Source organism: Pseudomonas sp. Pseusp88 (genome assembly GCF_047303955.1).
Lineage (GTDB): Bacteria > Pseudomonadota > Gammaproteobacteria > Pseudomonadales > Pseudomonadaceae > Aquipseudomonas.
Genome location: NZ_JBGLYM010000005.1, coordinates 14,219 through 38,386 on the forward strand (window position 1 = coordinate 14,219; position 24,168 = coordinate 38,386).

The following is a 24,168-nucleotide window of genomic DNA, read 5'->3' on the forward strand; positions in this document are numbered from 1 at the left end:
CGCACAGATCATTGACTAATCTAATGCAGCTCACAAGCTGGAAAAGGCCTTATAGGCCAGCGTGTTGCAGGTCAATCAGTGGCTTTGATCAAGCGCCTGGCGTTTTGCAGAGACAAAAAAACCGAGGCCTGGGCAGACCTCGGTATCGGGTGCATCAGCGCTGTCGCAAGCCTCAGGCCGGGAACAGTTCGCTCAGTTTCATGGCCAGCATCATGTCGCCTTCGGCGCGCAGCTTGCCGCCCATGAAGGCCTGCATGCCGTCGGTCTCGCCACTGACGATGCCTTGCAGAGTTTCGCCGTCCATGACCAGAGTGACCTGGGCGTCAGGGTTCTCGCCTTCCTGCAGTTCGCAGGTGCTGTCCTTGACGATCAGGGAGAAGTGTTTGTCTTCGTCGATGCGGAAACCGAAAACCAGGTCCAGGCCAGCGGCGGCGCTTGGGTTGAACTTGGCTTTCATTGCTTGAACGGCGTCGGCTACAGAGGTCATGGTTCGATCCTTTTTTCTAGTGTGGGTACAGCGTCACGAGACGCGGTGTGCCGGACTCAGCGATAAGTGATGAGTTCCGGTGCCCTCAACAGTTGCAGGTGTGCGTGACTGTTGAAGGAAGCCAGTGCCACCTCGCGCCCGCGAAATTTCAGCAGGTTCAGCGAAGTGTTGACGATTTGCCAGTTGAGCTCGAATGCCTGGGTGACCGGCACTTGCGTAATCAAGTGAAGCAGGGCGGTGATGGTGCCGCCAGACGTAAACACGGCGATGCGTTCATGGCCCTCGGCACTGTCGAGCAGGCGGTGCAGGCCACCCTGGACCTGTTCCAGAAATTGCTGCCAGCTTTGCAGGCCGGCGGTGTCGTATTCGCCGCTGACCCAGCGCGCGATGATCAGGGCAAACAGACGTTGGAACTCGGCGCGGTGTTCAGTGGCGTTGCGCATCACGTCCAGTGCCTGGGGTTCATCATCGAGCATCGCCGGGAGCAGGGCGCGGATCACTGCCTCGGCATCGAACTCGTCGAACGCCGGATCCACTTCGATGCCGGGCGCCGCGCTGGATAACTGCCCCAATGCGGCTTCGGCCGTATGCTGTTGGCGGCGCAATGAGCCGGCCACGCAACGGTCGAGGCTGATATCCATCTGGTCCAGGTGGGCGCCGACCAGTTCGGCCTGACGAATACCCAGCGCCGACAATACGTCGTAATTGTCGGCACCAAACGAGGCCTGGCCATGTCGTATCAAGTAGATGCTGCCCACGTCCGTGTCATCCCGGTACGGTGAAGGTTTGGCGAGGTTATGAGGATGCCGGTGGGCTGTCAATGAAAATTCATACGTTTGTTTGAATGGGCTTTGCGCATCATCGAAACTTCGTGCAAACGCTCTGGCTGGTCGGCGGCGAGTCACGCCGGTATGCTTGGAAGTTCGCGCTCCTGTCTCGGGGGGCGTCACGCAATTGAGGAATATCTGTGGAGTTTTTAGCCGATTACGCCAGTTTTCTGGCCAAGACGGTCACACTGGTGGTCGCCATTATCGTCGTGCTGGTGTTTATCGCTGCGCTGCGTGGCAAGGGCCGTCGTCGCACGGCAGGGCAGATGCAGGTCACCAAACTGAATGATTTCTACAAGGGCCTGCGTGAGCGCCTTGAGCAGTCGCTGCTCGGCAAGGACGCGCTCAAGGCTTTGCGCAAACAGCAGGGCAAGGCGCAGAAGCTGGAAAAGAAAGCTGCCGCGGTCAAGCCGCGGGTCTACGTGCTGGACTTCGATGGCGATATCAAGGCTTCGGCCACCGAAAGCATGCGCCATGAGATCACCGCGCTGCTGAGCGTAGCCACCGACCAGGACGAAGTGGTATTGCGTCTGGAAAGCGGCGGCGGCATGGTCCACAGCTATGGCCTGGCCTCCTCGCAACTGGCGCGGATCCGCCAGGCCGGGATTCCCCTGACCATCTGCATCGACAAGGTCGCAGCCAGCGGCGGCTATATGATGGCGTGCATAGGCGACAAGATCATCAGCGCGCCCTTTGCCATCCTCGGTTCCATCGGGGTGGTGGCGCAGTTACCCAACGTCAACCGCCTGTTGAAAAAACATGATATCGACTTTGAAGTCCTGACGGCCGGCGAGTACAAGCGCACCTTGACGGTCTTCGGCGAAAACACCGAGAAGGGCCGGGAGAAGTTCCAGCAGGATCTGGATATCACCCACGACCTGTTCAAGAATTTCGTGGCGCGCTATCGGCCGCAACTGAGCATCGACGAAGTGGCCACCGGTGAAGTCTGGCTGGGCATGGCGGCGCTCGACAAGCAACTGGTCGATGAGCTCAAGACCAGCGACGAGTATCTGTCCGAAAAAGCCAGGTCGGCAGACGTGTTCCATCTGCATTTCGCCCAGCGCAAGAGTCTGCAGGAGCGGGTAGGGCTGGCGGCCAGTGGCTCGATTGATCATCTGCTGACCCGTTGGTGGAGCCGCTTGACCCAGCAGCGGTTCTGGTAAATTGACAGCGGTATCTATTTGAGCTTTTTCTGAAAAACGTGTTGATAGGCTGGCCATTTCTTCTCCATAAAAGAATGGCCCGCTATGCCGAATACTATTGCCTACCCGGCCGACCATCCGCTGATGGCGGCTTATATTTCCACCCATGGCGTGATTGTCAAAAGCCCATCGAGCTTTGCCCGGGAACAGATAAAAAAGTACTTCAGGGAGCATTTTTCCCTTGAGCTCGACCCTGATGCCACACGCATCGTCACCCTGACCTTCAATACCTCGCCCATCCCCTGTCCGGCAACGTTGCTGAGCGCCCTGACCCTGACCGAAGCGACCTTGCGCCACTATCGCAAGCACTTTGGCTGGCTGAACGGCATTGGACCTGTGGCGCCCTACCGCGATGGTGGTATCGCCATGCGCCTGGTGGATAAACTCCCTACAGGCGTACCTGTGCATCTGGTTGAAGGTCTGTACAGAGACAGCACTCCTCAGGTCTATGACGCCTCGACCCATATCAATGTCCGCCCCGAGGCGTTCAAGGCCTTCGTCAAGGACATTGACCTGCGCAAGCGTTACCGGGCGTACCTGAACACGTTCTGGTCGGCCAATGCCCGCTATTACCCGGTTTTGGCCAGGGCGGCCTTTATCAAGGCGGTCTTTATCCAGGCTGCGGAAAACAGCCTCGGCGAGGCGGACCGGCTCTTGGCGCTTGCGGCAGCAGGGCTGCCGGCTGTGCAGCAATGGACTGAGCTGACCCCCGACCACATGCAGGCAACTGCCACCGCCGACGCTCACCTGCACATCGCCCCCTTGAAAATCCATCGCTATACCTCAACGGATATCCTGCTGATCCGGGACATGCGCCATCCACGGGTGCTGCTGTATATCCCGGGCAACTCGTCGCCCATCCACGGCTTTGCCGATGAGCATGCCATGGCCGACTGGTTGGCAGCGCAATGCCGTGAGCCGCGCAAGCGTGCGGCGCTGGAGATGCATTTCCGTGAGCGGGATGATCACGACGGCCTGTTTGTCAGTGGTTTGCATACGACGTTGGAGGGCGTTGCGGCCTATCCCCACTGGCTCAGCTACGACAGTGGCGCCTGGCCGCCCCGGCACCTGATTCACGCAGGCAAGACAATCAGCGGTGACCCCTTCGTTTTCCTGCGCAGGCAGATGCAGCAGCGCCTGACCTCGGATGCTGGATCGTTGATCCGCACATCCGCAGACGCCCTGCTCAATGGGTTGAGCGAAGGGCTGTCCCGAAGTCTGCTGGTGACCGGTGTGATCGCCCTGGTGGTGCCTGAAGCCATTCCATTCATTGTCGGGCTGTCCGTCACCCTGATTGGCACCGGTACTGCCCAGATTGTCCGGGGCAATAGCCTGGAGCAGCGGCAACAGGGGCTGCAGCGTGTCGAGTTTGGCCTGTTCAATGCCGTGCCCCTGGCTGCCGGAGAACTCATGGGTGCTGCTGCGGGGGTAGAGGCCACGGTTGACCGGGTCGAGTCGAGCGTAACCCTGGTGCAGCCGCCGGTGCTGGCCCCACTGAAACTTACTCACGAGCCGCCCGGACTGGCCTCCCTCAGCCCGTCGCTGCGCCAATCCCTGCGTGCTTTCGAGGCGCCTTCTGCCAGGGCTCAGGGGCAGCCGACGATCCCCGGCCCCAACGGTATGCTCGATATCCATCACGCGGATGGTCGTTACTTTCTGGCCATTCATGACAAGGCGTATGAAGTCCGCTGGGAGAACGCTGCCCGTCAATGGCGAATTATTTCCCCTGATGGCAAGGGCGAGGTAGGGCCTTTTGTCCGGCAACTGCCCGACGACCAATGGGATATCGATAAAGGACGGCTCAAGGGCGGCATGGATAACGGTCCGGCAGTGCCGGTGGGTGAAGCTGCGGCGTCGGGGCCTTCCCTGGATGAGCGGGTCACGGCGTTGTATCCGGGCTTCTCACAGCAGCAGATTGCGGAGTTTCTTGCCGACCTGCGTGGCACAGGCCTGTCCCTGGAAGTGCAGTTGACCCGGTTGGCGACGGATTATCAGGCGCTGGAACAGAGTCTTGAACGTTGGCTCAATGGTCCGCTGAACTGGGGGCCGAGGATCGATGGAGTGGCGATTTCGGTGTCACGGGAAGCCCGCAGCCGGGCGGCGGATATCATCAAGCGTTGCTGGCAGCGGCAAACCCCGGTCGAAGGCCTGGCGGCACGACATATCGATGGCTACATGCTCAATCTGGCGAGCATTCCCGTGGGCGACCTGCCGCCGCTGCCGGGAGATTTCAGCCATGTGACGGCCATTAACCTGTCCGGCACTTTTACCTCCCACCTGAGCGCCAGTGCTCTGATCATCAAATGCCCGAACCTGCGTTGGCTCACTCTGGAGCACAATTTTCTTGAGCGGGTGCCTGATGGCATCCGCGGGCTGTCACAACTGACCCGCCTGAGCCTGGCCAATAACCGCATCGAACTCAGTCTCGACATGATGAGCACGCTCAGGACGCTGCCCAGGTTGAAACAACTGGACCTGTCCTTCAACCCGCTGGGCCCGTTGCTGGATGTGAGCAGCATGTCCGAGCTGATCAACCTGTTACTGCGCCATACAGGTATCGATGCGTTGCCCGTTGGGGTCTGTGATTTGCCCAACCTGCTGGCTCTGGACCTGCGCAATAACCGGATGACTATTTTGCCCGAAGCGTTCTTTCAGCGGGAAAGGCTACTGCAGCACAGTCTGCTCGATGGCAACCCGTTGACGCCGATAGCTCGCGGGCGTCTGGCCGTACTGCGGGTACCCCTCGTCGAGCAACCACAAGGCGGCAGCCTCGACTTCTGGCTGGAGCACACGCCGCAGGCACAGCGCGCGCGGCGCCGGGATATCTGGGACCTGCTCTGGACCCAGGAGCATGCGACCGATTTCTTCGAAGTGATTGCCAGGCAACAGGGTTCGGCCGATTTCGAGATCGATCCTCAGGGCGTCAGCGACCGGGTCTGGCAGGTACTGGAGGCAGGTGCTCAGGATCAGGCGTTGCGCACTCGCCTTATTGGCATGGCCGCCCATCCGCAGACCTGCGCCGATGGTGCGGCGGTCATGTTCAGCAATATGGAGCTGGAGGTGTTGGTCAGTCGGGCCAGGGCCCAGGCTGTCGCCGGAGGGGAAGGGCAGTCGTTGTTGAAGTTGTTGCGCGGCCTTTACCGACTCGAAGAGGTAGATGCCATTGCCCGCCGCGATGCTGCCGCCAGGGTCGATTTCGTCGAGGATGTCGAGGTGATACTGGCGTATCGCACGAGGCTGGCCAGTCGCCTGGAGCTGCCCATCAATACCCGGAGAATGATCTATGGCGATGTTGCGGATGTTTCTCTGCAGGTCATTACTCGCACCGGGCAAATCGTTCTTGGCAATGAAACTTCGGCACGCCTGGCGGAGTTTGCCCTCGGCCGTGAATTCTGGGTGGATTATCTGGAGCGTCAATATGCCGATCAGTTCGTGCTCTGTCGGCAGCCGACCGCCGATCAGATGGAAGCGCTGGATGAACGATTGGCGAAGGAGTCGCTGACCGATGCGGCCTACAAGGAAGCGGCCGATGCGCTGATGCGTCAGCGTCGCGAGGATGAGCAAGGGTTGATGAAGCGATTGACTGAGGGGGAGTTGGCCAAGGCGGCCCGGTAAAAACAGCGCTGCCGCGCGGCGAACGGTTGGCAGGGGGTGAGAGCAAATCGGGTGGGAGCGAATTTATTCGCGAATTGGCCAGTACATCCGATGCATGTGTATTGTATGAAATCCTGCTTACGCGAATGAATTCGCTCCCACAGAGTATCCGGGGATATGGCAGGTTTTGCATTGTGTGATAGAGCTGGCGATGGCGTCAGGTCAGTCCGTGAGGATATTGACCTTTGATCCCGCTATCGCCAGCACGTCTGCTAGCACAAAATCCCATTCAGCTTTGTTCAGGCAGCTTCTGACTCAGCGCCGACGGAACAACGGCAGCGGTTCGTCAGTCGCAGCCTGGTACGTCACCGAGAAATCATTCAGACCTTCCAGGGCTTCGTACGGGTCTTTGTCGGCGCGAATGGCGAAGGCGTCGAAACCGCAGCGCTGCAGATAGAACAACTGGTCGCGCAACACGTCGCCAATGGCCCGCAACTCGCCCTTGTAGCCGTAGCGATCACGCAGCAGACGCGCGTTGGAGTAACTGCGCCCATCGGTGAAGGCCGGAAAGTTCAGGGCAATCACCTGGAACTGATCGACGTCATCACCGATTTCCTCGGCTTCTTCGTCACTGTCCAGCCATACGCCCAGGCCGCCATCGCGAGCCTTGAGCGCATGGGCGTGGTCGCGCCACAGGGCCAGGGGCACGATCAGGTCGTCGCAGTTGGACAGGCCGTCGAGGGTCGTTTCCTTGGGCAGCAGGTGCCAGGTTTCGTCGATGACCGCGTGATTCTTAATGATTCGCTGCATAGACGCGCTCCTTGAAAGGGTCGATGCCAATACGTTGGTAGGTGTCGATGAAGCGCTCGTCTTCGGTACGTTTTTCCACGTACACGTCGATCAGCTTCTCGATCACATCCGGCATTGCATCCTGGGCGAAGGACGGGCCGAGGATCTTGCCCAGGCTGGCGTCGCGGCTGGCGCTGCCACCCAGGGAGACCTGGTAGAACTCTTCACCCTTCTTGTCCACGCCGAGAATACCGATATGGCCGACGTGGTGGTGGCCGCAGGCGTTCATGCAACCGGAAATGTTCAGGTCCAGCTCGCCGATATCGAACAGGTAGTCCAGGTCATCGAAACGACGCTGGATGGACTCGGCAATCGGAATCGACTTGGCGTTGGCCAGGGAGCAGAAGTCGCCACCAGGGCAGCAGATGATGTCGGTCAGCAGGCCGATGTTCGGCGTGGCGAAACCTTGCTCGCGCAGTTCGTTCCACATGCTGAACAATTGGCTCTGCTCGACATCGGCCAGGATGATGTTCTGCTCATGGGAGGTGCGCAGCTGGCCGAAGCTGTAGCGGTCGGCCAGGTCGGCGACGCCATCCAGTTGCTTGTCGGTGATATCGCCAGGCGCTACGCCGGTAGGCTTGAGCGACAGCGTCACTGCGGCATAGCCGGGCTTCTTGTGCGCCAGCACGTTACGGGTGCGCCAGCGGGCGAAACCAGGGTGCTGGGCATCCAGGGCGGCCAGTTCGGCGTCCTGGTTGCTCAGGGCCTTGTAGTCCGGATCGACGAAATGCTTGGCGACACGCTGTACTTCGGCGTCGGTCAGGGTGGTCTGGCCGCCACGCAGGTGGGCCATTTCCGCTTCGACTTTTTCGGCGAAGACTTCAGGCGTCAGGGCCTTGACCAGGATCTTGATCCGCGCCTTGTATTTGTTGTCACGACGGCCGTAGCGGTTGTAGACACGCAAGATGGCGTCGAGGTAGCTCAACAGGTCCTGCCACGGCAGGAATTCGTTGATAAAGGCGCCTACGACCGGAGTCCGTCCCAGTCCGCCACCGACCAATACGCGGAAGCCCAGCTCACCGGCGGCGTTGAGTACCGGCTCCAGGCCGATATCGTGCACTTCAATGGCGGCGCGGTCAGTGGTCGAACCATTGATGGCAATCTTGAATTTGCGCGGCAGGTAGGCGAATTCCGGGTGGAACGTCGTCCACTGGCGGACGATCTCGCACCATGGACGCGGATCAACCAGCTCATCGGCTGCAACACCGGCGAACTGGTCGGTGGTGACGTTGCGCAGGCAGTTGCCGCTGGTCTGAATAGCGTGCATCTGCACGGTGGCCAGTTCAGCGAGAATATCGGGGACGTCCTCCAGTGCAGGCCAGTTGAACTGCACGTTCTGACGGGTACTGATGTGGGCATAGCCCTTGTCGTAGTCGCGGGCGATCTTCGCCATCATGCGCACCTGACGCGAAGTCAGCTGACCATAAGGCACGGCTACTCGCAGCATCGGTGCAAAACGCTGCACGTAAAGCCCATTTTGCAGGCGTAGAGGACGGAATTCCTCCTCGCTGAGTTCCCCGGCCAGATAGCGTCGGGTCTGATCACGGAACTGCTTGACGCGGTCCTCGATGATCCGCTGATCGTACTCGTCGTATACGTACATATAGGTCCAGTTCTCGGGCTTATAAATGTCGCAGAGCGATGTTGCTCCTGCGCCATCTAAACAATTCTGCGCGCACGGCCGCGCACTCCCTGACGGAGCCGGGGGAAGATACCAGTTTGCGGATATACGCAAAAGTGAAGTTTGAGTATATGCAAATAACCAAAATGACTAAGGCGCTTATAAGTGCTGATAGCCCTGCTTGTGATAAGGGCAATGCTCGACTTAACTGGGGAGGTGGTCAATGGGCGCTGCACGTATTCCGGGCCACAAAGCCTTATAAAACCGACAAGAGGCGATGCGATGAGTAATCACCCTAAAACCGTGAAAAGCGATAGTAGCGTTGATGCCTGGGCCATTTTCTTCCTCATCATCCTGGTGGTCGGAGCCGCCGTGTTCTGGGTCAGCCATCAGTAAGTTTGCGGGCCGGGCTTGTCTGGTCTTGGATTTCCAGGCAAGCCGCCGATAAGCTATGCAGGCCGGACGTTTTGGCAGGCATGCTTTTGGTTTTTCAAGGCTTTGTGACTATGAACAGGTTTTTGTGCTGTTGGCTCTTAGTCGCAGGCAGCCTTTGGATGAATACAAGTCTGGCCGCCTCGGTGATTTTTTTGAATCCCGGCTCGGCGACGGATAACTATTGGTCGTCGTATTCGAAATTCATGCAGGCGGCGGCCGAGCGGGTCGGCATGTCGCTGACAGTGCTGTATTCGGATCGCGATACCCGAACCCTTCTCGATTTGGCCCGGGACAGCTTGCAAGGCCCGACACGGCCGGACTATCTGGTGTTTTCCAACGAATTGAACGTGGCGCCGGAAATCCTCCGTCTGTCCCAGGACAGCGGGGTCAAGCTATTCCTGGTCAACAACACGCTGAGCGCCAGTCAGACGGAAATCCTCGGCGACGTCCAAACGCGCTACCCTGACCTGATCGGTAGCCTGATCGGTAATGACGAGGAGGGCGGTTACCTGATCGCCGATCAGCTGATGAGCCTGCACCCGCCCCTTGCACCCGATGAGAGTATCGAGATGCTGGCTTTCTCCGGCACTAATACCACGCCGGTTTCCCTGCGCCGCGAACAGGGCATGTACCGCGCTCTGGCCGAACATCCGCAAGTGCACCTGCGTCAGATCGTTCTCGGCGGTTGGCGTCGTGACCGGGCTCTGGAGCAGGCGCGGGTGCTGCTCAAGCGCTATCCGGACGTGAAGCTGATCTGGGCCGCCAGCGACCAAATGGCCTACGGCGCCATGGACGCGGTGCGTGAATTGGGCAAGAAACCCGGCAAGGACGTGCTGTTCGCTACTATCAATGGTTCGCCGCAAGCTCTCAAGGCTCAGGCCGATGGCAGCCTGAATGTGCTGGCTGTAGGGCACATCATGATCGGCGGCTGGGCCATGGTGCTGCTGCACGATTATGATCGTGCCAGCATCGCTGAGCGCCACAATCCGGGCGCGAGGCAGGTGCGGGTATTGAGACTGTTGGGTTCGAGTGATGCGCCGGCGTTTGCTGAGTCCAGCAAACGCGCCGATCGTGGCATTGACGTGCGCCAGTACAGCATGGAGGGTAGCGAGGGTAGTGTCGACCAGCCGTTTACCCCAAGACGCATTCAACCTTAGCTGCGGGCAAAATGTACGATCAGTTGCACCACACCCAGCAGCATCGCTGCGAACAGAATCGTGAACAGTACGCCCATCATCACGAATTGCGCGGGCTTGCCTTGGCTGAAGTCGCGGCTGCGGTTCTTGCTGCTCTGCACGCCGAATGCGGCGGCCAGGACGCTGTGCAGCATTTGCCAGAACGTAGGGGGTTTATTGTCTTGAGGAGGCTTGTCCATGGGAAATGCTCGCTGGGGCGGGGGCCTCAGCAAGCATAGATGGTCCTGTGCAGGTGCGCCTGACAGGCTCTTGTGGGACCGGCCAACGCCGGTCCCACATTGGATCTCCTGCAGGTTCTGGGTTTGCCTTTACTCGTCGTAACCCAGATTCGGCGCCAGCCAGCGCTCGGTTACGCTGAGGTCCTGACCCTTGCGCGCGGTGTAGCTTTCCACCTGATCCTTGTCGACCTTGCCCACAGCGAAGTACTGCGCCTGAGGATGGGCGAAGTACCAGCCGCTGACTGCTGCGGCCGGGAACATGGCGTAGTGCTCGGTGAGAAACACGCCGCTGCGGCCCGGAGTGTGCTCGGGCGTGCCGGCAGGCAGCGGGTCGAGCAGTTCGAACAGGGCGCGCTTCTCGGTGTGGTCCGGGCAGGCCGGATAGCCGGGAGCAGGGCGGATGCCCAGGTATTGCTCCTTGATCAGCGCCTCGTTATCCAGGGCTTCATCCTTGGCATAACCCCAGTACTCTTTGCGCACCTGTTGGTGCAGCCATTCAGCGCACGCCTCGGCCAGACGGTCAGCCAGGGCCTTGACCATGATCGAGTTGTAGTCGTCGCCTCTGTCTTGATAGGCCTTGGCGACTTCTTCGGCACCGATACCGGCGGTGGTGATGAAGCCGCCGATATAGTCGGTGACGCCACTGGACTTGGGCGCAACGAAGTCGGCCAGGGAGAAGTTCGGCTTGCCGTCGGTCTTGATGATCTGCTGGCGCAGGTGATGCAGCTTCGCCATTGGCTTGCCGTCTTCGCCGTAGACCTCCAGGTCATCGTCATCGACCTGATTGGTCGGCCAGAAGCCGAACACGGCGCGGGCGCTGATCAGCTTCTCGTCGATCAGTTTACGCAGCAGTTGCCGGGCATCGGCAAACAGGCTTGTAGCCGCTTCGCCCACCACTTCGTCGGTCAGGATGCGCGGGTACTTGCCCGCCAGGTCCCAAGAGATGAAGAACGGCGTCCAGTCGATATACTCGGCCAGTACGTCGAGGTCGATATTGTCCAGTACGCGGCTGCCAATGAAGGTCGGTTTGACCGGGGTGTAGCTGGCCCAGTCGAACTGCGGCTTCTTCGCCACCGCCGCGCCATAGCTCAGGCGTTCGGTGCGGGCGCTGCGGGCCGACGTGCGTTCACGTACGTCGATGTATTCCAGGCGCGTCTTCTCGACGAACGCCGGTTTCAGTTCCTTGGACAGCAACTGCGTGGCCACACCCACGGCGCGGGAGGCGTCGGTAACGTAGATCACTGCGTCATTGCTGTATTTGGGTTCGATCTTCACCGCCGTGTGCGCCTTGGAGGTGGTAGCGCCGCCGATCATCAGTGGCAGATGGAAGTCCTGACGCTGCATTTCCCGGGCAACATGCACCATCTCGTCCAGGGACGGGGTAATCAGGCCGGACAGGCCGATGATGTCGCACTTCTGCTCCTTGGCCACCTGCAGGATCTTCTCCGCCGGAACCATCACGCCCAGGTCGACGATGTCGTAGCCGTTGCAACCCAGCACCACGCCGACGATGTTCTTGCCGATATCGTGCACGTCGCCCTTGACCGTAGCCATGAGGATCTTGCCCTTGGCTTCGGGCTTGTCGCCTTTTTCCAATTCAATGAACGGAATCAGGTGGGCCACAGCCTGCTTCATGACGCGGGCAGACTTGACCACTTGCGGCAGGAACATTTTGCCCGAGCCGAACAGGTCGCCGACGATATTCATGCCCGACATCAGCGGGCCTTCGATGACTTCGATAGGGCGCTTGAACGACTGACGCGACTCTTCGGTGTCTTCAACGATATGAGTGGTGATGCCTTTGACCAGGGCGTGTTCCAGGCGCTTGTTGACGTCCCAGTTGCGCCATTCCTCGGTCTCGGCTTCCTTGACGCTGCCATCGCCCTTGTACTTGTCGGCAATCGCCAGCAGGGCGTCGGTGCCTTCTGGCGTGCGGTTGAGCACCACGTCCTCGACGGCATCGCGAAGCTCTTGCGGAATCTGGTCGTAGATCTCCAGCTGCCCGGCGTTGACGATACCCATGGTCAGGCCGTTGCGGATCGCATACAACAGGAACACCGAGTGAATCGCCTCGCGCACCGGGTTGTTGCCACGGAACGAGAACGACACGTTGGACACACCGCCGGAGGTCAGGGCATACGGCAGTTCGTCGCGGATATAGGCGCAGGCGTTGATGAAGTCCACGGCATAGTTGTTGTGCTCTTCGATACCGGTGGCGACGGCGAAGATGTTCGGGTCGAAGATGATGTCTTGCGGCGGGAAGCCGACTTCATTGACCAGAATGTCATAGGAACGCTTGCAGATTTCCTTCTTGCGCGCCTCGGTATCGGCCTGGCCGTCTTCGTCGAAGGCCATGACCACCACGGCGGCGCCATAGCGCTTGCACAGTTTGGCGTGATGAATGAACTGCTCGACGCCTTCCTTCATGCTGATGGAGTTGACGATGCCCTTGCCCTGAATGCACTTGAGGCCGGCTTCGATCACTTCCCATTTCGACGAGTCGATCATGATCGGCACGCGCGAGATGTCCGGCTCGCCTGCGATCAGGTTGAGGAAGGTGACCATGGCCTTCTTCGAGTCGAGCATGCCCTCGTCCATGTTGATGTCGATCACCTGGGCACCGGCTTCGACCTGCTGCAGGGCGACTTCCAGGGCTTCGGTGTAGTTTTCTTCACGGATCAGGCGGGCAAAACGGGCGGAGCCGGTAATGTTGGTCCGCTCGCCGACGTTGACGAACAACGACTGGCGATCAATGGTGAACGGCTCCAGGCCGGACAAGCGACAGGCCGGAGCAATGTCCGGGATCTGCCGCGGTGCATGTTTGCCGACCGCTTCAGCGATGGCCTTGATATGCGCAGGCGTGGTGCCGCAGCAGCCGCCGACGATATTGAGGAAGCCGCTCTCGGCGAATTCTTCGACGACCTTGGCCATTTCCGCCGGCGATTCGTCGTACTCGCCGAATTCGTTGGGCAGACCGGCATTGGGGTGAGCGGACACATGGGTGTCGGCCTTGGTCGACAGCTCTTGCAGGTACGGGCGCAGGTCGCTGGCACCCAGGGCGCAGTTCAGGCCCACGGAGATCGGTTTGGCGTGGCTCACCGAGTTCCAGAACGCTTCAGTGGTCTGGCCCGACAGGGTGCGGCCGGACGCGTCGGTGATGGTCCCGGAAATCATGATCGGCAGCTCGAAACCCAGCTCTTCGAATACGCCCTGCACGGCGAAGATCGCCGCCTTGGCGTTGAGGGTGTCGAAAATGGTTTCGATCAGGATCAGGTCGGAACCGCCTTCGATCAGGCCCCTGGTGGCCTCGGTGTAGTTTTCCACCAGTTCATCGAAGGTGACGTTGCGATAGCCGGGGTTATTGACGTCCGGGGACAGCGAGCAGGTACGGCTGGTCGGGCCGAGGACACCGGCGACGAAGCGCGGGCGATCCGGGGTTTCCAGGGTCTTGGCATCGGCGACCCGGCGGGCCAGGCGGGCGCCTTCCACGTTCAGCTCGTAAACCAGTGCTTCCATGCCGTAATCGGCCTGGGACACCTGCGTTGCGTTGAAGGTGTTGGTTTCGAGGATGTCGGCCCCGGCATCCAGGTAAGCCTTCTCGATGGCACCGATCACGTCGGGACGGGTCAGGACCAGCAGGTCGTTGTTGCCCTTGACGTCACTCGGCCAGTCAGCGAAACGCTTGCCACGGTAGTCCTCTTCCTCGAGGCGATAGCTCTGGATCATGGTGCCCATGCCACCATCAAGGATCAGGATCCTCTGCTTGAGAGCTTGCTGGAACGAGTGGAGGCGGGCGCTGCGGTCAGACATAGGGCTACCTGGACGGGTCGATACAGAAAGGTCGAAATGATAGCAAACCCGAACGGTTTTAGCGTTGTCCAGGGTTTTGCATGAATATCATTCATGTTGGCGGTTTGCAGCTCTCTGTAGAATCTCGATTTTTATCCTGGGACGCAGGTTATGCCGTTACGTTCGATGGTCAGCATTGTATGGATGCTGATCAGTGCAGCTGCCTGTGCCGAGGATCTGCTGCCGCAAATTTCCTACACTCGTGATATCCAACCGATTCTTACCGAGAAGTGCGTGGCCTGCCATGCCTGCAACGATGCCGCCTGTCAGCTCAACCTGGGCAGTGGCGAAGGCGCGTTGCGCGGCGCTTCCAAGGTACCGGTGTACCAGGGCGATCGCCCCACCGCTGTGGCGCCGACGCGGATCTTCTACGATGCCATTGGGCCGGATGCCTGGCGCCACAAGGGCTTCTACTCGGTACTCGACGCCCAGGGCAGCCAGGCGGCCTTGATGTCGCGCATGCTCGAACTGGGCCACAGCGCGCCACTGCAACCCAATGCCAAGCTGCCGGACGAGATCGTGTTGGGCCTGAACCGCGATAACAGTTGCCCGGCGCCCAACGAATTCAATGCCTACGCGGCGGCTCATCCCAAAGAGGGCATGCCCATGGCCGTTACCGGCCTGACCGATGCCCAGTATCAGACCGTGCAGCGCTGGCTGGCGGCTGGAGCGCCGGTTGATCAACAGGCGATCCAGGCCAATGCCGTGGAAGCCTCTCAGATCGCTGACTGGGAAGCCTTGCTCAATCGCCCCGGCTCCAGCGAAGCCCTGGTCGGGCGCTGGCTTTACGAGCACCTGTTCCTCGCCCACATCTATTTCACCAATGGTGATCAGGAGCATTTCTTTCAGTGGGTGCGTTCGCGTACGCCCAGCGGCCAGCCCATCGACCTGATCGCCACCCGCCGTCCCAACGACGACCCCGGTACGCAAGTCTATTACCGCCTGATGCCGGTGCAGGGCGTGATCGTGCACAAGACCCACATCACTTATCCGCTCAACGCGCAGAAACTCGACCGGGTCAAACAGCTGTTCTATAGCGGCAGCTGGCGTGCAACGTCCTTGCCCGGTTACGGACCGGAGCGCCGCGCCAACCCGTTCGATACCTTCGAAGCGATCCCGGCCGTGGCCCGCTACCAGTTCATGCTGGATAACGCCGAATACTTCGTTCGCACCTTCATCCGCGGCCCGGTCTGCCGTGGGCAAATTGCCACGGACGTAATCCGCGACCAGTTCTGGGTGCTGTTCCAGGAGCCGGCCCATGACCGCTACATATTTGATGCGGTATACCGCAGCAAGGCCACGCCATTGCTGGCCATGCCGGGGCAGAACGATGACGTCGGCAGCGTCCTGCGGTTGTGGCTCGACTATCGGGACAAGCGCAACGAATACGAGGACCTGCGCCGCGATGCGTACGCGCAGATGCCGCCGCCCGGTTGGTCGACACTGTGGGCGGGCAATGACAATGCGCTGCTGACGGTTTTCCGTCATTTTGACAGCGCCTCGGTGAACAAGGGCTTGATCGGCGAGGTGCCGCAATCGCTGTGGCTGTTCGACTACCCCTTGCTGGAGCGTACTTATTACCAGCTGGCGGTGAATTTCGACGTATACGGCAATGTCTCCCATCAGGCCCAGACCCGCCTGTATTTCGACCTGATCCGCAACGGTGCCGAGGTCAACTTCCTGCGTCTGATGCCCGCCGACAAGCGCGATGGAATCCTTGCCGACTGGTATCAGGAAGGTGGCAAATTCAAGATGTGGCTGGATTATCAGAAAATCGATGACGACAAGCCCACCGGCATGCAACTTGATCCCAAGGATCCCAAGCGTGATTTCGCCCTCAAGCTGGTGCAGCGCGCCGGAACCCTGGATGCTGCGCCCGACCCGATCAACCGTTGTACCGGCGACTGCTCGCGAGCCGGCATCAGCGATAGCTTCAAGCAGGTCGAGCAGGTGCTCAGTCGCCTGGCGTCTCGCCCCGCTGCGGCGCTGAAGGTGATCGACTACCTGCCGGAAGCGACAATGCTGCGCATCGAGGACAGCAGCGGTAAGCGGGTGATGTACAGCATGCTGCGCAACCGTGCCCACGCCAACGTGGCTTTCCTGCTTGGCGAGTCATCGCGCTATCAGCCGGGGCTGGATACCTTGACTATCTATCCGGGCGTGATCAGCAGCTACCCGAACTTCATGTTCAATGTTCCGGCTGGCGAGGTCCCGGCCTTTGTCGCGGCCATGCAGCAGGCCCGGCATCAGCCGGAGTTCGAGAAGATCGTGGAGCGCTGGGGCGTACGCCGCAGCCATCCGCTGTTCTGGACGTATTTCCATGACCTGGACCGCTATATTCGCGAGACCGAACCGCGAGAGGCCGGGGTCCTGGATATGAACCGGTATGAAAACCTGTAGGAATCTGCGCCAGACGCAAATTGTGGGGCCGGGATTAGCCGGGAAGGCGCCAGTTTTGCTCATGCCCTTGCAGTGGGTGTGCCGGCCATTTCCCGGCTAAAGCCGGTCCTACAGGTCATTCCAGGCGTTGAATACAGATGTGATCAGGGTTGAGTCACGGAGTGGTGAGAACCATTCCCGACAAAAACACTAGGACTTTGTGTGGCGCAGGCGATTGGCGTAGACTGGCGCCAAGTCTGCGAGGAATTTTTATGACCGCTATTACTATCACCGACGCTGCCCACGACTACCTGGCCGATCTGCTGCAAAAGCAGAATACCCCCGGTATCGGCATCCGCGTATTCATTACCCAGCCTGGCACCCAGTACGCTGAAACCTGTATTGCCTACTGCAAGCCCGGCGAAGAAAAGTCCGACGACAAGGCCATCGGCCTGAAAAGCTTCACCGCCTGGATCGACGGTTTCAGCGAGGCATTCCTCGATGACGCCGTGGTCGACTATGCCACCGATCGTATGGGCGGCCAGCTGACCATCAAGGCGCCAAACGCCAAAGTACCAATGGTCAATGCCGACAGCCCGATCAATGAGCGTATCAACTACTACCTGCAAACCGAGATCAACCCGGGCCTGGCCAGTCATGGCGGCCAGGTGACCCTGATCGATGTGGTGGAAGAAGAAGCTGCCCAGATTGCCGTGCTGCAATTTGGTGGCGGCTGCCAGGGCTGCGGTCAGGCTGACGTGACCCTGCGTGAAGGCATCGAGCGCACGCTGCTTGAGCGCATCCCGGAACTGACCGGCGTGCGTGACGTGACCGACCATACGCAGAAAGAAAACGCTTACTACTAAGGCGTTCTCGGCTCTTCAAGACACCCCGCCAGAGTTGGTCTTTGGCGGGGTGTTTTGTTTTGGCTCATGAACGTTGGAGCGAGGCTTGCCCGCGAAGAGGTTGGAGCCTCTGACGCTCCTGTCGAGGCTGTAAAATCGCCTTCGCGGGCAAGCCTCGCTCCTACGGGATTGGACTTCAAGGCCTGTACAGATGCGCATGCCCTGCACGATACAGCGATGACTCACTGAAACTGTCATTGGCCAGCACCCGGCCAACAATGATCAGCGCCGTACGGCGAAAGCCCTTGGCCTCGACCTTATCCTTGATATCCGCCAGCGTGCCACTGACCCAATCCTGATCCGGCCAGCTGGCACGATGGACCACGGCTATCGGGCAGTCGCTGCCGTAGTGGGGCGTCAGCTCGGCGACAATTCTGCCCAGATGCTGCACCCCCAGATGAATCGCCATGGTCGCCTTGTGCTGTGCCAGGCTGGCCAGTTCTTCGCCTGGGGGCATGGCGGTCTTGTCGGCATAGCGGGTCAGAATCAGGCTTTGCGAGACATCCGGCAGGGTCAATTCACTGCCCAGCAAGGCTGCGCAGGCCGCTGTCGCGGTTACGCCGGGGATGATCTCGAAGGGAATATCCAGCTCGCGCAGATAACGAATCTGCTCGCCGATGGCGCCATACAGGCTGGGGTCGCCGGACTGCACGCGAGCGACATCCTGGCCCTGTGCATGAGCGGATTTCATCAGCTCGATGATCTGTTCCAGGTGCAATTCGGCGCTATTGACCACCTGGTCGGCCTGATGGCCCTCCAGTACGGCGGTCGGCACCAGCGAACCGGCGTAAATAATCACCGGACAGGTGCGGATCAGACGCTGCCCCTTGACCGTGATCAGCTCAGGATCGCCGGGGCCTGCGCCAATGAAAAAGACGGTCATGGGTTCTCCGGATGGGCAGTGCTGCCAGCCAGGGCAAAGGTGGCTTCGGCGCTGTTCTGGCGCTTGATCAGCAGGCCGGTGTTGCCGCCACCCAGTTGTACCGCCAGGGCCAGGGCGGCACTTTCGGCCACGCCCCAGCAGCCGGTGCTGTCGAAAGCGGCTTGCGAGCGATGGCTGAGTTGGCGCTCGAACGCCGACAGATGCAGGGCATTGAACAATACCAGAGGTTTTTCCAGGCGCTCGGCCAGCTCCAGCAGGCCGGGCTCGGTGCGTTTGTGCTCGATGGAGGTCAGGGCGTCGATGGCCGACATTTCCGTACCGTAGGCCTTGAGTTGCTGTTCGATCAGTTCGAGCAGGGTGTCGGCGGAGCAACCGCTTTTGCAGCCGAGGCCAATCACCAGAGTGGGTGCGGGTGGATTCACGATAGTGTCCTCGATTGTCAGACAGGTCGGGGAGGAGACCATGCTGTGCCTTGTATCGTCAATTTCGAGGTGACAGGCGCCGGACATTGACCTGCCGTCGACCACTGCGTAGCCTTGCCGGTTCGAGGTTCCCTGACTGACCTGCAAACGGTGGTCGGGGCCAGGCTCTATACGAAAAGTCGGCGAGTGCAGGTACTTGTCGTATAGAGCCTGAAGGGAATGCGGTATGAGTCCGCAGCTGCCCCCGCAACTGTAAACGGTCATGTTCATCGCACAGCCACTGCGCAAGCGGGAAGGCGCGTTGAATGCCGTCGCCGCCCAGGCGTCGTGCCGCCGTAAGCCAGGAGACCTGCCTCGCGACATTCTCACTACAACCGGGCGGGGTGATCCGGTGGCGAATCGAACCGCACGCGAGTGCCTGCGGTTCTCGTCCTGCTTGCCCGCCGCTTTGCCAAAGGGCATCCGATGAAAACACTGGCCAAACTCCCCGTCACCATCGTTACCGGCTTCCTTGGCTCGGGCAAGACCACCCTGTTGCGGCACATGCTCGATAACGCTGAAGGACGGCGCATTGCCGTGATCGTCAACGAATTCGGCGAGCTGGGCATCGACGGCGAAATCCTCAAGCAGTGCAGCATCGGTTGCACCGAAGAAGAAGCCAATGGGCGCGTCTATGAGCTGGCCAACGGCTGCCTGTGCTGCACGGTGCAGGAAGAGTTCTTCCCGGTGATGCGCGAGCTGGTGGCCCGTCGCGGTGATCTGGACCATATCCTCATCGAAACCTCCGGCCTGGCCCTGCCCAAACCCCTGGTGCAAGCCTTCCAGTGGCCGGAAATCCGCAATGCCTGCACCGTCGATGCGGTGATTACCGTGGTCGACAGCCCGGCCGTCCTGGCGGGCACCTTCGCCGCCTTCCCGGACCAGGTCGATGCCCAGCGCAAACTCGACCCGAACCTGGATCATGAGTCGCCACTGCACGAGCTGTTCGCCGACCAACTGGCCAGTGCCGACCTGGTGATCCTCAACAAGGCTGACATGATCGACGCCGAAGGTCTGGCGGCGGTGCGTGCCGAGGTGTCGGAAGAGCTGCCGCCGGCCGTCAAAGTCATCGAAGCCAGCAGCGGGCGCCTGCCGCTCAATGTTTTGCTGGGCCTGGAAGCCGAATCCGAAGTGCATATCGACGGGCGCAAGACCCACCACGATCATCACGAAGGCGACGACCATGACGATCACGATCATGACGCCTTCGATTCCATCTCGATCAAGCTGCCCGAGGCCAATGAAGTGCAACTGCTTGCGGCCCTGAACCATCTGGTGGTGCAGCACGGCATCCTGCGGGTCAAGGGTTTTGCCGCGATCCCCGGCAAGCCGATGCGCCTGCTGATCCAGGGCGTTGGTACCCGCTTTGACAAGCATTTCGACCGTGCCTGGGGCGTTGACGAAGAGCGTGCGACCAATCTGGTGCTGATCGGCCAGGAACTGGATGCCGTGGTCCTTGAAGCCGCCTTGCGCGCTGCCATCGCAGGCTGATCCATGCACCTGCTGAGAACCCAGCCCGGCGGCTTTGTCCCCGATGACAGTATTGCCGACCTGGGTCAGACCCCGGCCGAGCTGGTGATTCTCTGCAGCGGCGATTCCCATCTGGCGCTGTTGGCGGAGACCGCGCAGCAGTTGCCGGACGATTACCCGAGCCTGCGCCTGGCCAACCCGATGCAGGTGCAGAATCACGCCTCCGTGGACCTGTATGTCGACGAGGTGCTGCGTCACGCCAGGGTCATCCTGATCTCCCTGCATGGCGGCGTCGGCTATTGGCGTTATGGCGTCGAGCGTCTGGTGGAACTGGCCGGGCGCGGCGTACAGGTGATCATGGTGCCCGGCGACGACCGGCCGGACCCGGAACTGAGCGACCTCAGCACGGTGCCCGCCGCCGATGCCGAACGCCTCTGGCACTTCCTGCGTCAGGGCGGCAGGCACAATGCGTTACAGCTGTATCACTTCATGGCCAGTCGCTGGCTGAGTCGGGATTATCCCTGGTCAGAGCCGGTCAGCCTGCCACGCACGGCGATCTATCACCCGCGCCTTGGCAGTGCCGAACTGGCGGACTGGCAACGCGACTGGCAGGTCGATCAGCCGGTGGTGGGCCTGTTGTTTTATCGTTCGCACTTGCAGGCGGCCAACACGGCGTTTATCGACGTGTTCTGCCAGCGTCTGCAGGCCCAGGGCCTCAATCCGCTGCCCATGGCCGTCGCCAGCCTCAAGGAACCGGGCTGTCTGAGCGTGGTGGAGGATTTGCTGGATCAGGTCGACGCCGAGCTGATTCTCAACACCACCGGCTTCGCCCAGTCCAGCCCCGAGGCGCCGCACCTGCGCCCGTTCCGCCGCAATATTCCGGTGATTCAGGCCATCTGCGCCCAGGATAACGAACCGGCCTGGGCCGCCAGTGATCAGGGGCTGGGTTCCCGGGACCTGGCCATGCACATTGCCTTGCCGGAACTGGACGGGCGCATCATCAGTCGGCCGATCAGCTTCAAGGATCTGGCCTGGCGCAGTGAGCGCAGTCAAAGCGATGTGGTCTGCTACCGCGCGCAACCGGAACGCATGGATTTTGTCGCCGAACTGGTGCGGCGCTGGATTCTGCTCAGACGCCTGAACAACGCCGACAAGCGCGTCGCCCTGATCCTGGCCAATTACCCGACTCGCGATGGCCGCATCGGCAATGGCGTCGGCCTGGATACCCCGGCGGCGGCACTGAATATCCTGCGCGCCTTGCAGGCCGAAGGCTATCCGCTGGCGGCCGAGCTGCCCGGCTCCGGCACCGAACTGATCCAGCAACTGCTGGGCGGAGTCAGCAACGATCTGGACAGTCTCGACCAGCGACCCTGCCATCAGAGCATGGCGCTGGACGAATATCTGCGTGAGTTCAACGCGCTGCCCGAGGCCAATCGCCTGGCCGTGAGCGAGCGCTGGGGCGGTCCCGAGGCCGATCCGATGTTCCGTGGCGGGCGCATGATGATAGCCGGGCTGCGTTTTGGCCTGACTTTCGTCGGCATTCAACCGGCGCGGGGTTATCAGGTCGATGCCAGTGCGGTGTATCACGACCCGGACCTGGTGCCGCCTCACGGCTACCTGGCGTTCTATTTCTGGCTGCGCAAGGCCTATGGCGCTCATGCCCTGATCCATGTCGGCAAGCACGGCAATCTGGAATGGCTACCGGGCAAGGGCGTCGGCCTGTCGGCGCAGTGCTGGCCGGACGCGATCCTCGGAGCGATGCCGAATATCTATCCCTTTATCGTCAACGATCCGGGGGAGGGCGCCCAGGCCAAGCGCCGTACCCAGGCGGTGATCATCGATCATTTGATGCCGCCCCTGACCCGCGCCGAGACCTACGGCCCGTTACGGGATCTGGAGCTGCTGGCCGACGAGTATTACGACGCGCAACTGCTCGACCCGCGCCGCGCCCAGGAGCTGCAACGAGACATCCTCAAACTGGTGCGCGACAGCCACCTGGACCGCGAACTGGCGTTGGATGACAGCCTCGACGATCAGGCCGATGCGGCGGTCTGGCTGCCGCGCCTGGACACTTATCTGTGCGACCTCAAGGAGTCGCAGATTCGCGACGGTCTGCATGTGTTCGGTGAATCGCCTGAGGGGCGTTTACGTATCGATACCTTGCTGGCCCTGCTGCGTATTCCCCGTGGCGATGGCCGCGGCGCCCAGTCAAGCCTTCTGCGGGCCCTGGCCAAGGCTTTCGAGTTGGGCTTCGACCCTTTGGACTGTGAGCTGGCCGAGCCCTGGAATGGCCCGCGTCCTGAAGCGCTACTGGCTATCGATGGCCAGGTATGGCGTACCCGCGGTGATACCCGTGAGCGTCTGGAACTGTACGCGGCGGCCTTGATCGAGCGGGTACTGGCAGGGCAGAACCTTGCCGAACTGCCGCCTCATGAGGATTTACGCCTGATTCTGCAGGCATTGCGTGAGCAGGTTGCACCCCGTCTGGATGCCTGCGGCCCGGCAGAAATGCAGGGCTTGCTGGACGCCTTGAGCGGGCGTTTTGTCCCGGCAGGCCCCAGTGGTGCGCCGAGTCGCGGGCGTCTGGATGTGCTGCCCACCGGGCGCAACTTCTTTTCCGTGGACGTGCGTAATCTGCCCACCACTACGGCCTGGCGTATCGGCTTCCAGTCGGCCAACCTGCTGCTGGAACGGCATCTTCAGGATCATGGCGATTACCTGCGTCAGCTTGGCCTGTCGGTCTGGGGCACGGCGACCATGCGCACCGGCGGTGATGACATTGCCCAGGCCATGGCCTTGATGGGTGTCAGGCCGGTATGGGCCACGGGCAGCCAGCGGGTCGATGATTTCGAGATTTTGCCCCTGAGTCTGCTGGATCGCCCTCGAGTGGACGTGACCCTGCGGGTGTCGGGTTTCTTCCGCGATGCCTTCGCCAACCTGATCCGCCTGTTCGACGCCGCCGTGCAGGCAGTCGCCGCTCTGGATGAGCCGGATGACATGAACCCCCTGGCCGCCAGGGTTCGTGAGGAGCGCCGCAGTCTGCAAGCTGAAGGGCTGAGTGCCGATGACGCGGCGCGGCAGGCCGGTTGGCGCATCTTCGGGGCCAAGCCTGGTGCCTATGGCGCTGGTGTACAGAATGCTATCGACGGGCGCCTGTGGCAGAGCCGCGAGGACCTGGCCGAGGTCTACCTGAACTGGGGCGCCTATGCCTATGGCGCCGCCGACGAAGGCACACCGGCCCGCGACGGTTTTGCCAGGCGCCTGGCCCGGGTGCAGGCGGTACTGCAGAATCAGGACAACCGCGAGCATGACCTGCTCGATTCCAACGATTACTACCAGTTTCAGGGCGGCATGCTGGCGGCGGTGGAAAGCCTCGGCGGACACAAGGTCGCCAGTTACCACGGCGACAACAGTCAGCCCGATCTGCCGAAAGTGCGTACCCTCAAGGAAGAGCTGAACCGCGTGCTGCGCTCGCGAGCGGCCAATCCCAAGTGGATCGAAGGGGTCAAGCGTCACGGCTACAAGGGCGCGTTCGAGATGGCGGCGACGGTGGACTTCCTGTTTGCTTTCGACGCCACTACCGAGCTGATCGACGATCACCAATATGCATTGCTGGCCGACGCCTACCTGCTCGATGACTCGACCCGTGAGTTCATTCGCCAGCACAACCCCGACGCCCTGCGTGACATGACCGAACGCATGCTTGAAGCCCAGCAGCGCGGGCTCTGGCAGGAGCCTGGGGATTACCGGGAAGCGCTGGAAAACCTGCTGCTGGATATAGAAGAGAACTGA

The 24,168-nt window shown here is 60.8% G+C and carries 15 protein-coding genes and 1 riboswitch; of the genes, 7 read left to right on the forward strand and 8 right to left on the reverse strand.

The window, feature by feature from the left end; translation table 11 throughout:
- Positions 1-172: 172 nt before the first annotated feature.
- Both ACCD02_RS08395 and ACCD02_RS08400 read right to left on the reverse strand, forming a co-directional pair.
- A complete protein-coding gene (locus ACCD02_RS08395; RefSeq protein WP_122663577.1) occupies positions 173-487 on the reverse strand; it encodes an SCP2 sterol-binding domain-containing protein in 315 nt (104 codons plus the stop codon).
- A 56-nt stretch (positions 488-543) separates the two neighbouring features.
- Complete coding sequence (locus ACCD02_RS08400; RefSeq protein ID WP_413300307.1) at positions 544-1,245, reverse strand: histidine phosphatase family protein; 702 nt, start codon at positions 1,243-1,245, stop codon at positions 544-546.
- 209 nt (positions 1,246-1,454) lie between these two features.
- Here ACCD02_RS08400 and sohB point away from each other — a divergent pair, with 209 nt between their 5' ends.
- Both sohB and ACCD02_RS08410 read left to right on the forward strand, forming a co-directional pair.
- Complete coding sequence (sohB, locus tag ACCD02_RS08405) at positions 1,455-2,477, forward strand: protease SohB (protein ID WP_413300309.1); 1,023 nt, start codon at positions 1,455-1,457, stop codon at positions 2,475-2,477.
- 84 nt (positions 2,478-2,561) lie between these two features.
- Positions 2,562-6,131, forward strand: coding sequence for an NEL-type E3 ubiquitin ligase domain-containing protein (locus tag ACCD02_RS08410; protein ID WP_413300311.1), 3,570 nt, complete (start codon positions 2,562-2,564; stop codon positions 6,129-6,131).
- A 294-nt stretch (positions 6,132-6,425) separates the two neighbouring features.
- Here the strand turns inward: ACCD02_RS08410 and ACCD02_RS08415 are convergent, their stop codons facing one another.
- Together ACCD02_RS08415 and ACCD02_RS08420 are read right to left on the reverse strand one after the other, a co-directional pair.
- The gene (locus ACCD02_RS08415; RefSeq protein WP_259103205.1) at positions 6,426-6,920 is read right to left on the reverse strand and encodes a DUF934 domain-containing protein; all 495 of its coding nucleotides are present in this window, start codon (positions 6,918-6,920) and stop codon (positions 6,426-6,428) included.
- Entirely contained in the window at positions 6,904-8,562 is a 1,659-nt protein-coding gene (locus tag ACCD02_RS08420; protein ID WP_413300313.1) for a nitrite/sulfite reductase, read from the reverse strand. The genes ACCD02_RS08415 and ACCD02_RS08420 overlap by 17 nt, the downstream gene beginning before the upstream one ends.
- A gap of 524 nt (positions 8,563-9,086) precedes the next feature.
- Here ACCD02_RS08420 and ACCD02_RS08425 point away from each other — a divergent pair.
- Positions 9,087-10,172, forward strand: a complete 1,086-nt coding sequence (locus tag ACCD02_RS08425) for an ABC transporter substrate-binding protein (protein ID WP_413300315.1) — start codon at positions 9,087-9,089, stop codon at positions 10,170-10,172.
- Here ACCD02_RS08425 and ACCD02_RS08430 read toward each other — a convergent pair.
- Together ACCD02_RS08430 and metH are read right to left on the reverse strand one after the other, a co-directional pair.
- Positions 10,169-10,390, reverse strand: a complete 222-nt coding sequence (locus ACCD02_RS08430) for a DUF2970 domain-containing protein (RefSeq protein WP_413300317.1) — start codon at positions 10,388-10,390, stop codon at positions 10,169-10,171. The two genes, ACCD02_RS08425 and ACCD02_RS08430, sit on opposite strands and share 4 nt — an antisense overlap.
- 129 nt (positions 10,391-10,519) lie before the next feature.
- Positions 10,520-14,239, reverse strand: coding sequence for a methionine synthase (gene metH, locus ACCD02_RS08435; protein WP_413300319.1), 3,720 nt, complete (start codon positions 14,237-14,239; stop codon positions 10,520-10,522).
- A 150-nt stretch (positions 14,240-14,389) separates the two neighbouring features.
- On the opposite strand from metH, the gene ACCD02_RS08440 reads away from it, so the two are divergent.
- Positions 14,390-16,678 carry a fatty acid cis/trans isomerase gene (locus ACCD02_RS08440; RefSeq protein ID WP_413300321.1) on the forward strand — a complete coding sequence of 763 codons (2,289 nt, stop codon included), beginning with the start codon at positions 14,390-14,392 and terminating at the stop codon, positions 16,676-16,678.
- 251 nt (positions 16,679-16,929) lie between these two features.
- Complete coding sequence (nfuA, locus tag ACCD02_RS08445; protein WP_413300323.1) at positions 16,930-17,523, forward strand: Fe-S biogenesis protein NfuA; 594 nt, start codon at positions 16,930-16,932, stop codon at positions 17,521-17,523.
- Positions 17,524-17,698: 175 nt separating this feature from the next.
- On the opposite strand, the gene cobM is transcribed toward nfuA, so the two are convergent.
- Positions 17,699-18,445, reverse strand: coding sequence for a precorrin-4 C(11)-methyltransferase (cobM, locus tag ACCD02_RS08450; protein WP_413300325.1), 747 nt, complete (start codon positions 18,443-18,445; stop codon positions 17,699-17,701).
- Positions 18,442-18,909 carry a cobalamin biosynthesis protein gene (locus ACCD02_RS08455; protein ID WP_413300327.1) on the reverse strand — a complete coding sequence of 156 codons (468 nt, stop codon included), beginning with the start codon at positions 18,907-18,909 and terminating at the stop codon, positions 18,442-18,444. The genes cobM and ACCD02_RS08455 overlap by 4 nt, the downstream gene beginning before the upstream one ends.
- A 131-nt stretch (positions 18,910-19,040) precedes the next feature.
- Positions 19,041-19,239, forward strand: a riboswitch (cobalamin riboswitch).
- 93 nt (positions 19,240-19,332) lie between these two features.
- On the opposite strand from ACCD02_RS08455, the gene cobW reads away from it, so the two are divergent.
- Both cobW and cobN read left to right on the forward strand, forming a co-directional pair.
- The gene (gene cobW, locus ACCD02_RS08460) at positions 19,333-20,397 is read left to right on the forward strand and encodes a cobalamin biosynthesis protein CobW (protein ID WP_413300329.1); all 1,065 of its coding nucleotides are present in this window, start codon (positions 19,333-19,335) and stop codon (positions 20,395-20,397) included.
- Positions 20,398-20,400: 3 nt separating this feature from the next.
- Complete coding sequence (gene cobN, locus ACCD02_RS08465; RefSeq protein WP_413300331.1) at positions 20,401-24,168, forward strand: cobaltochelatase subunit CobN; 3,768 nt, start codon at positions 20,401-20,403, stop codon at positions 24,166-24,168.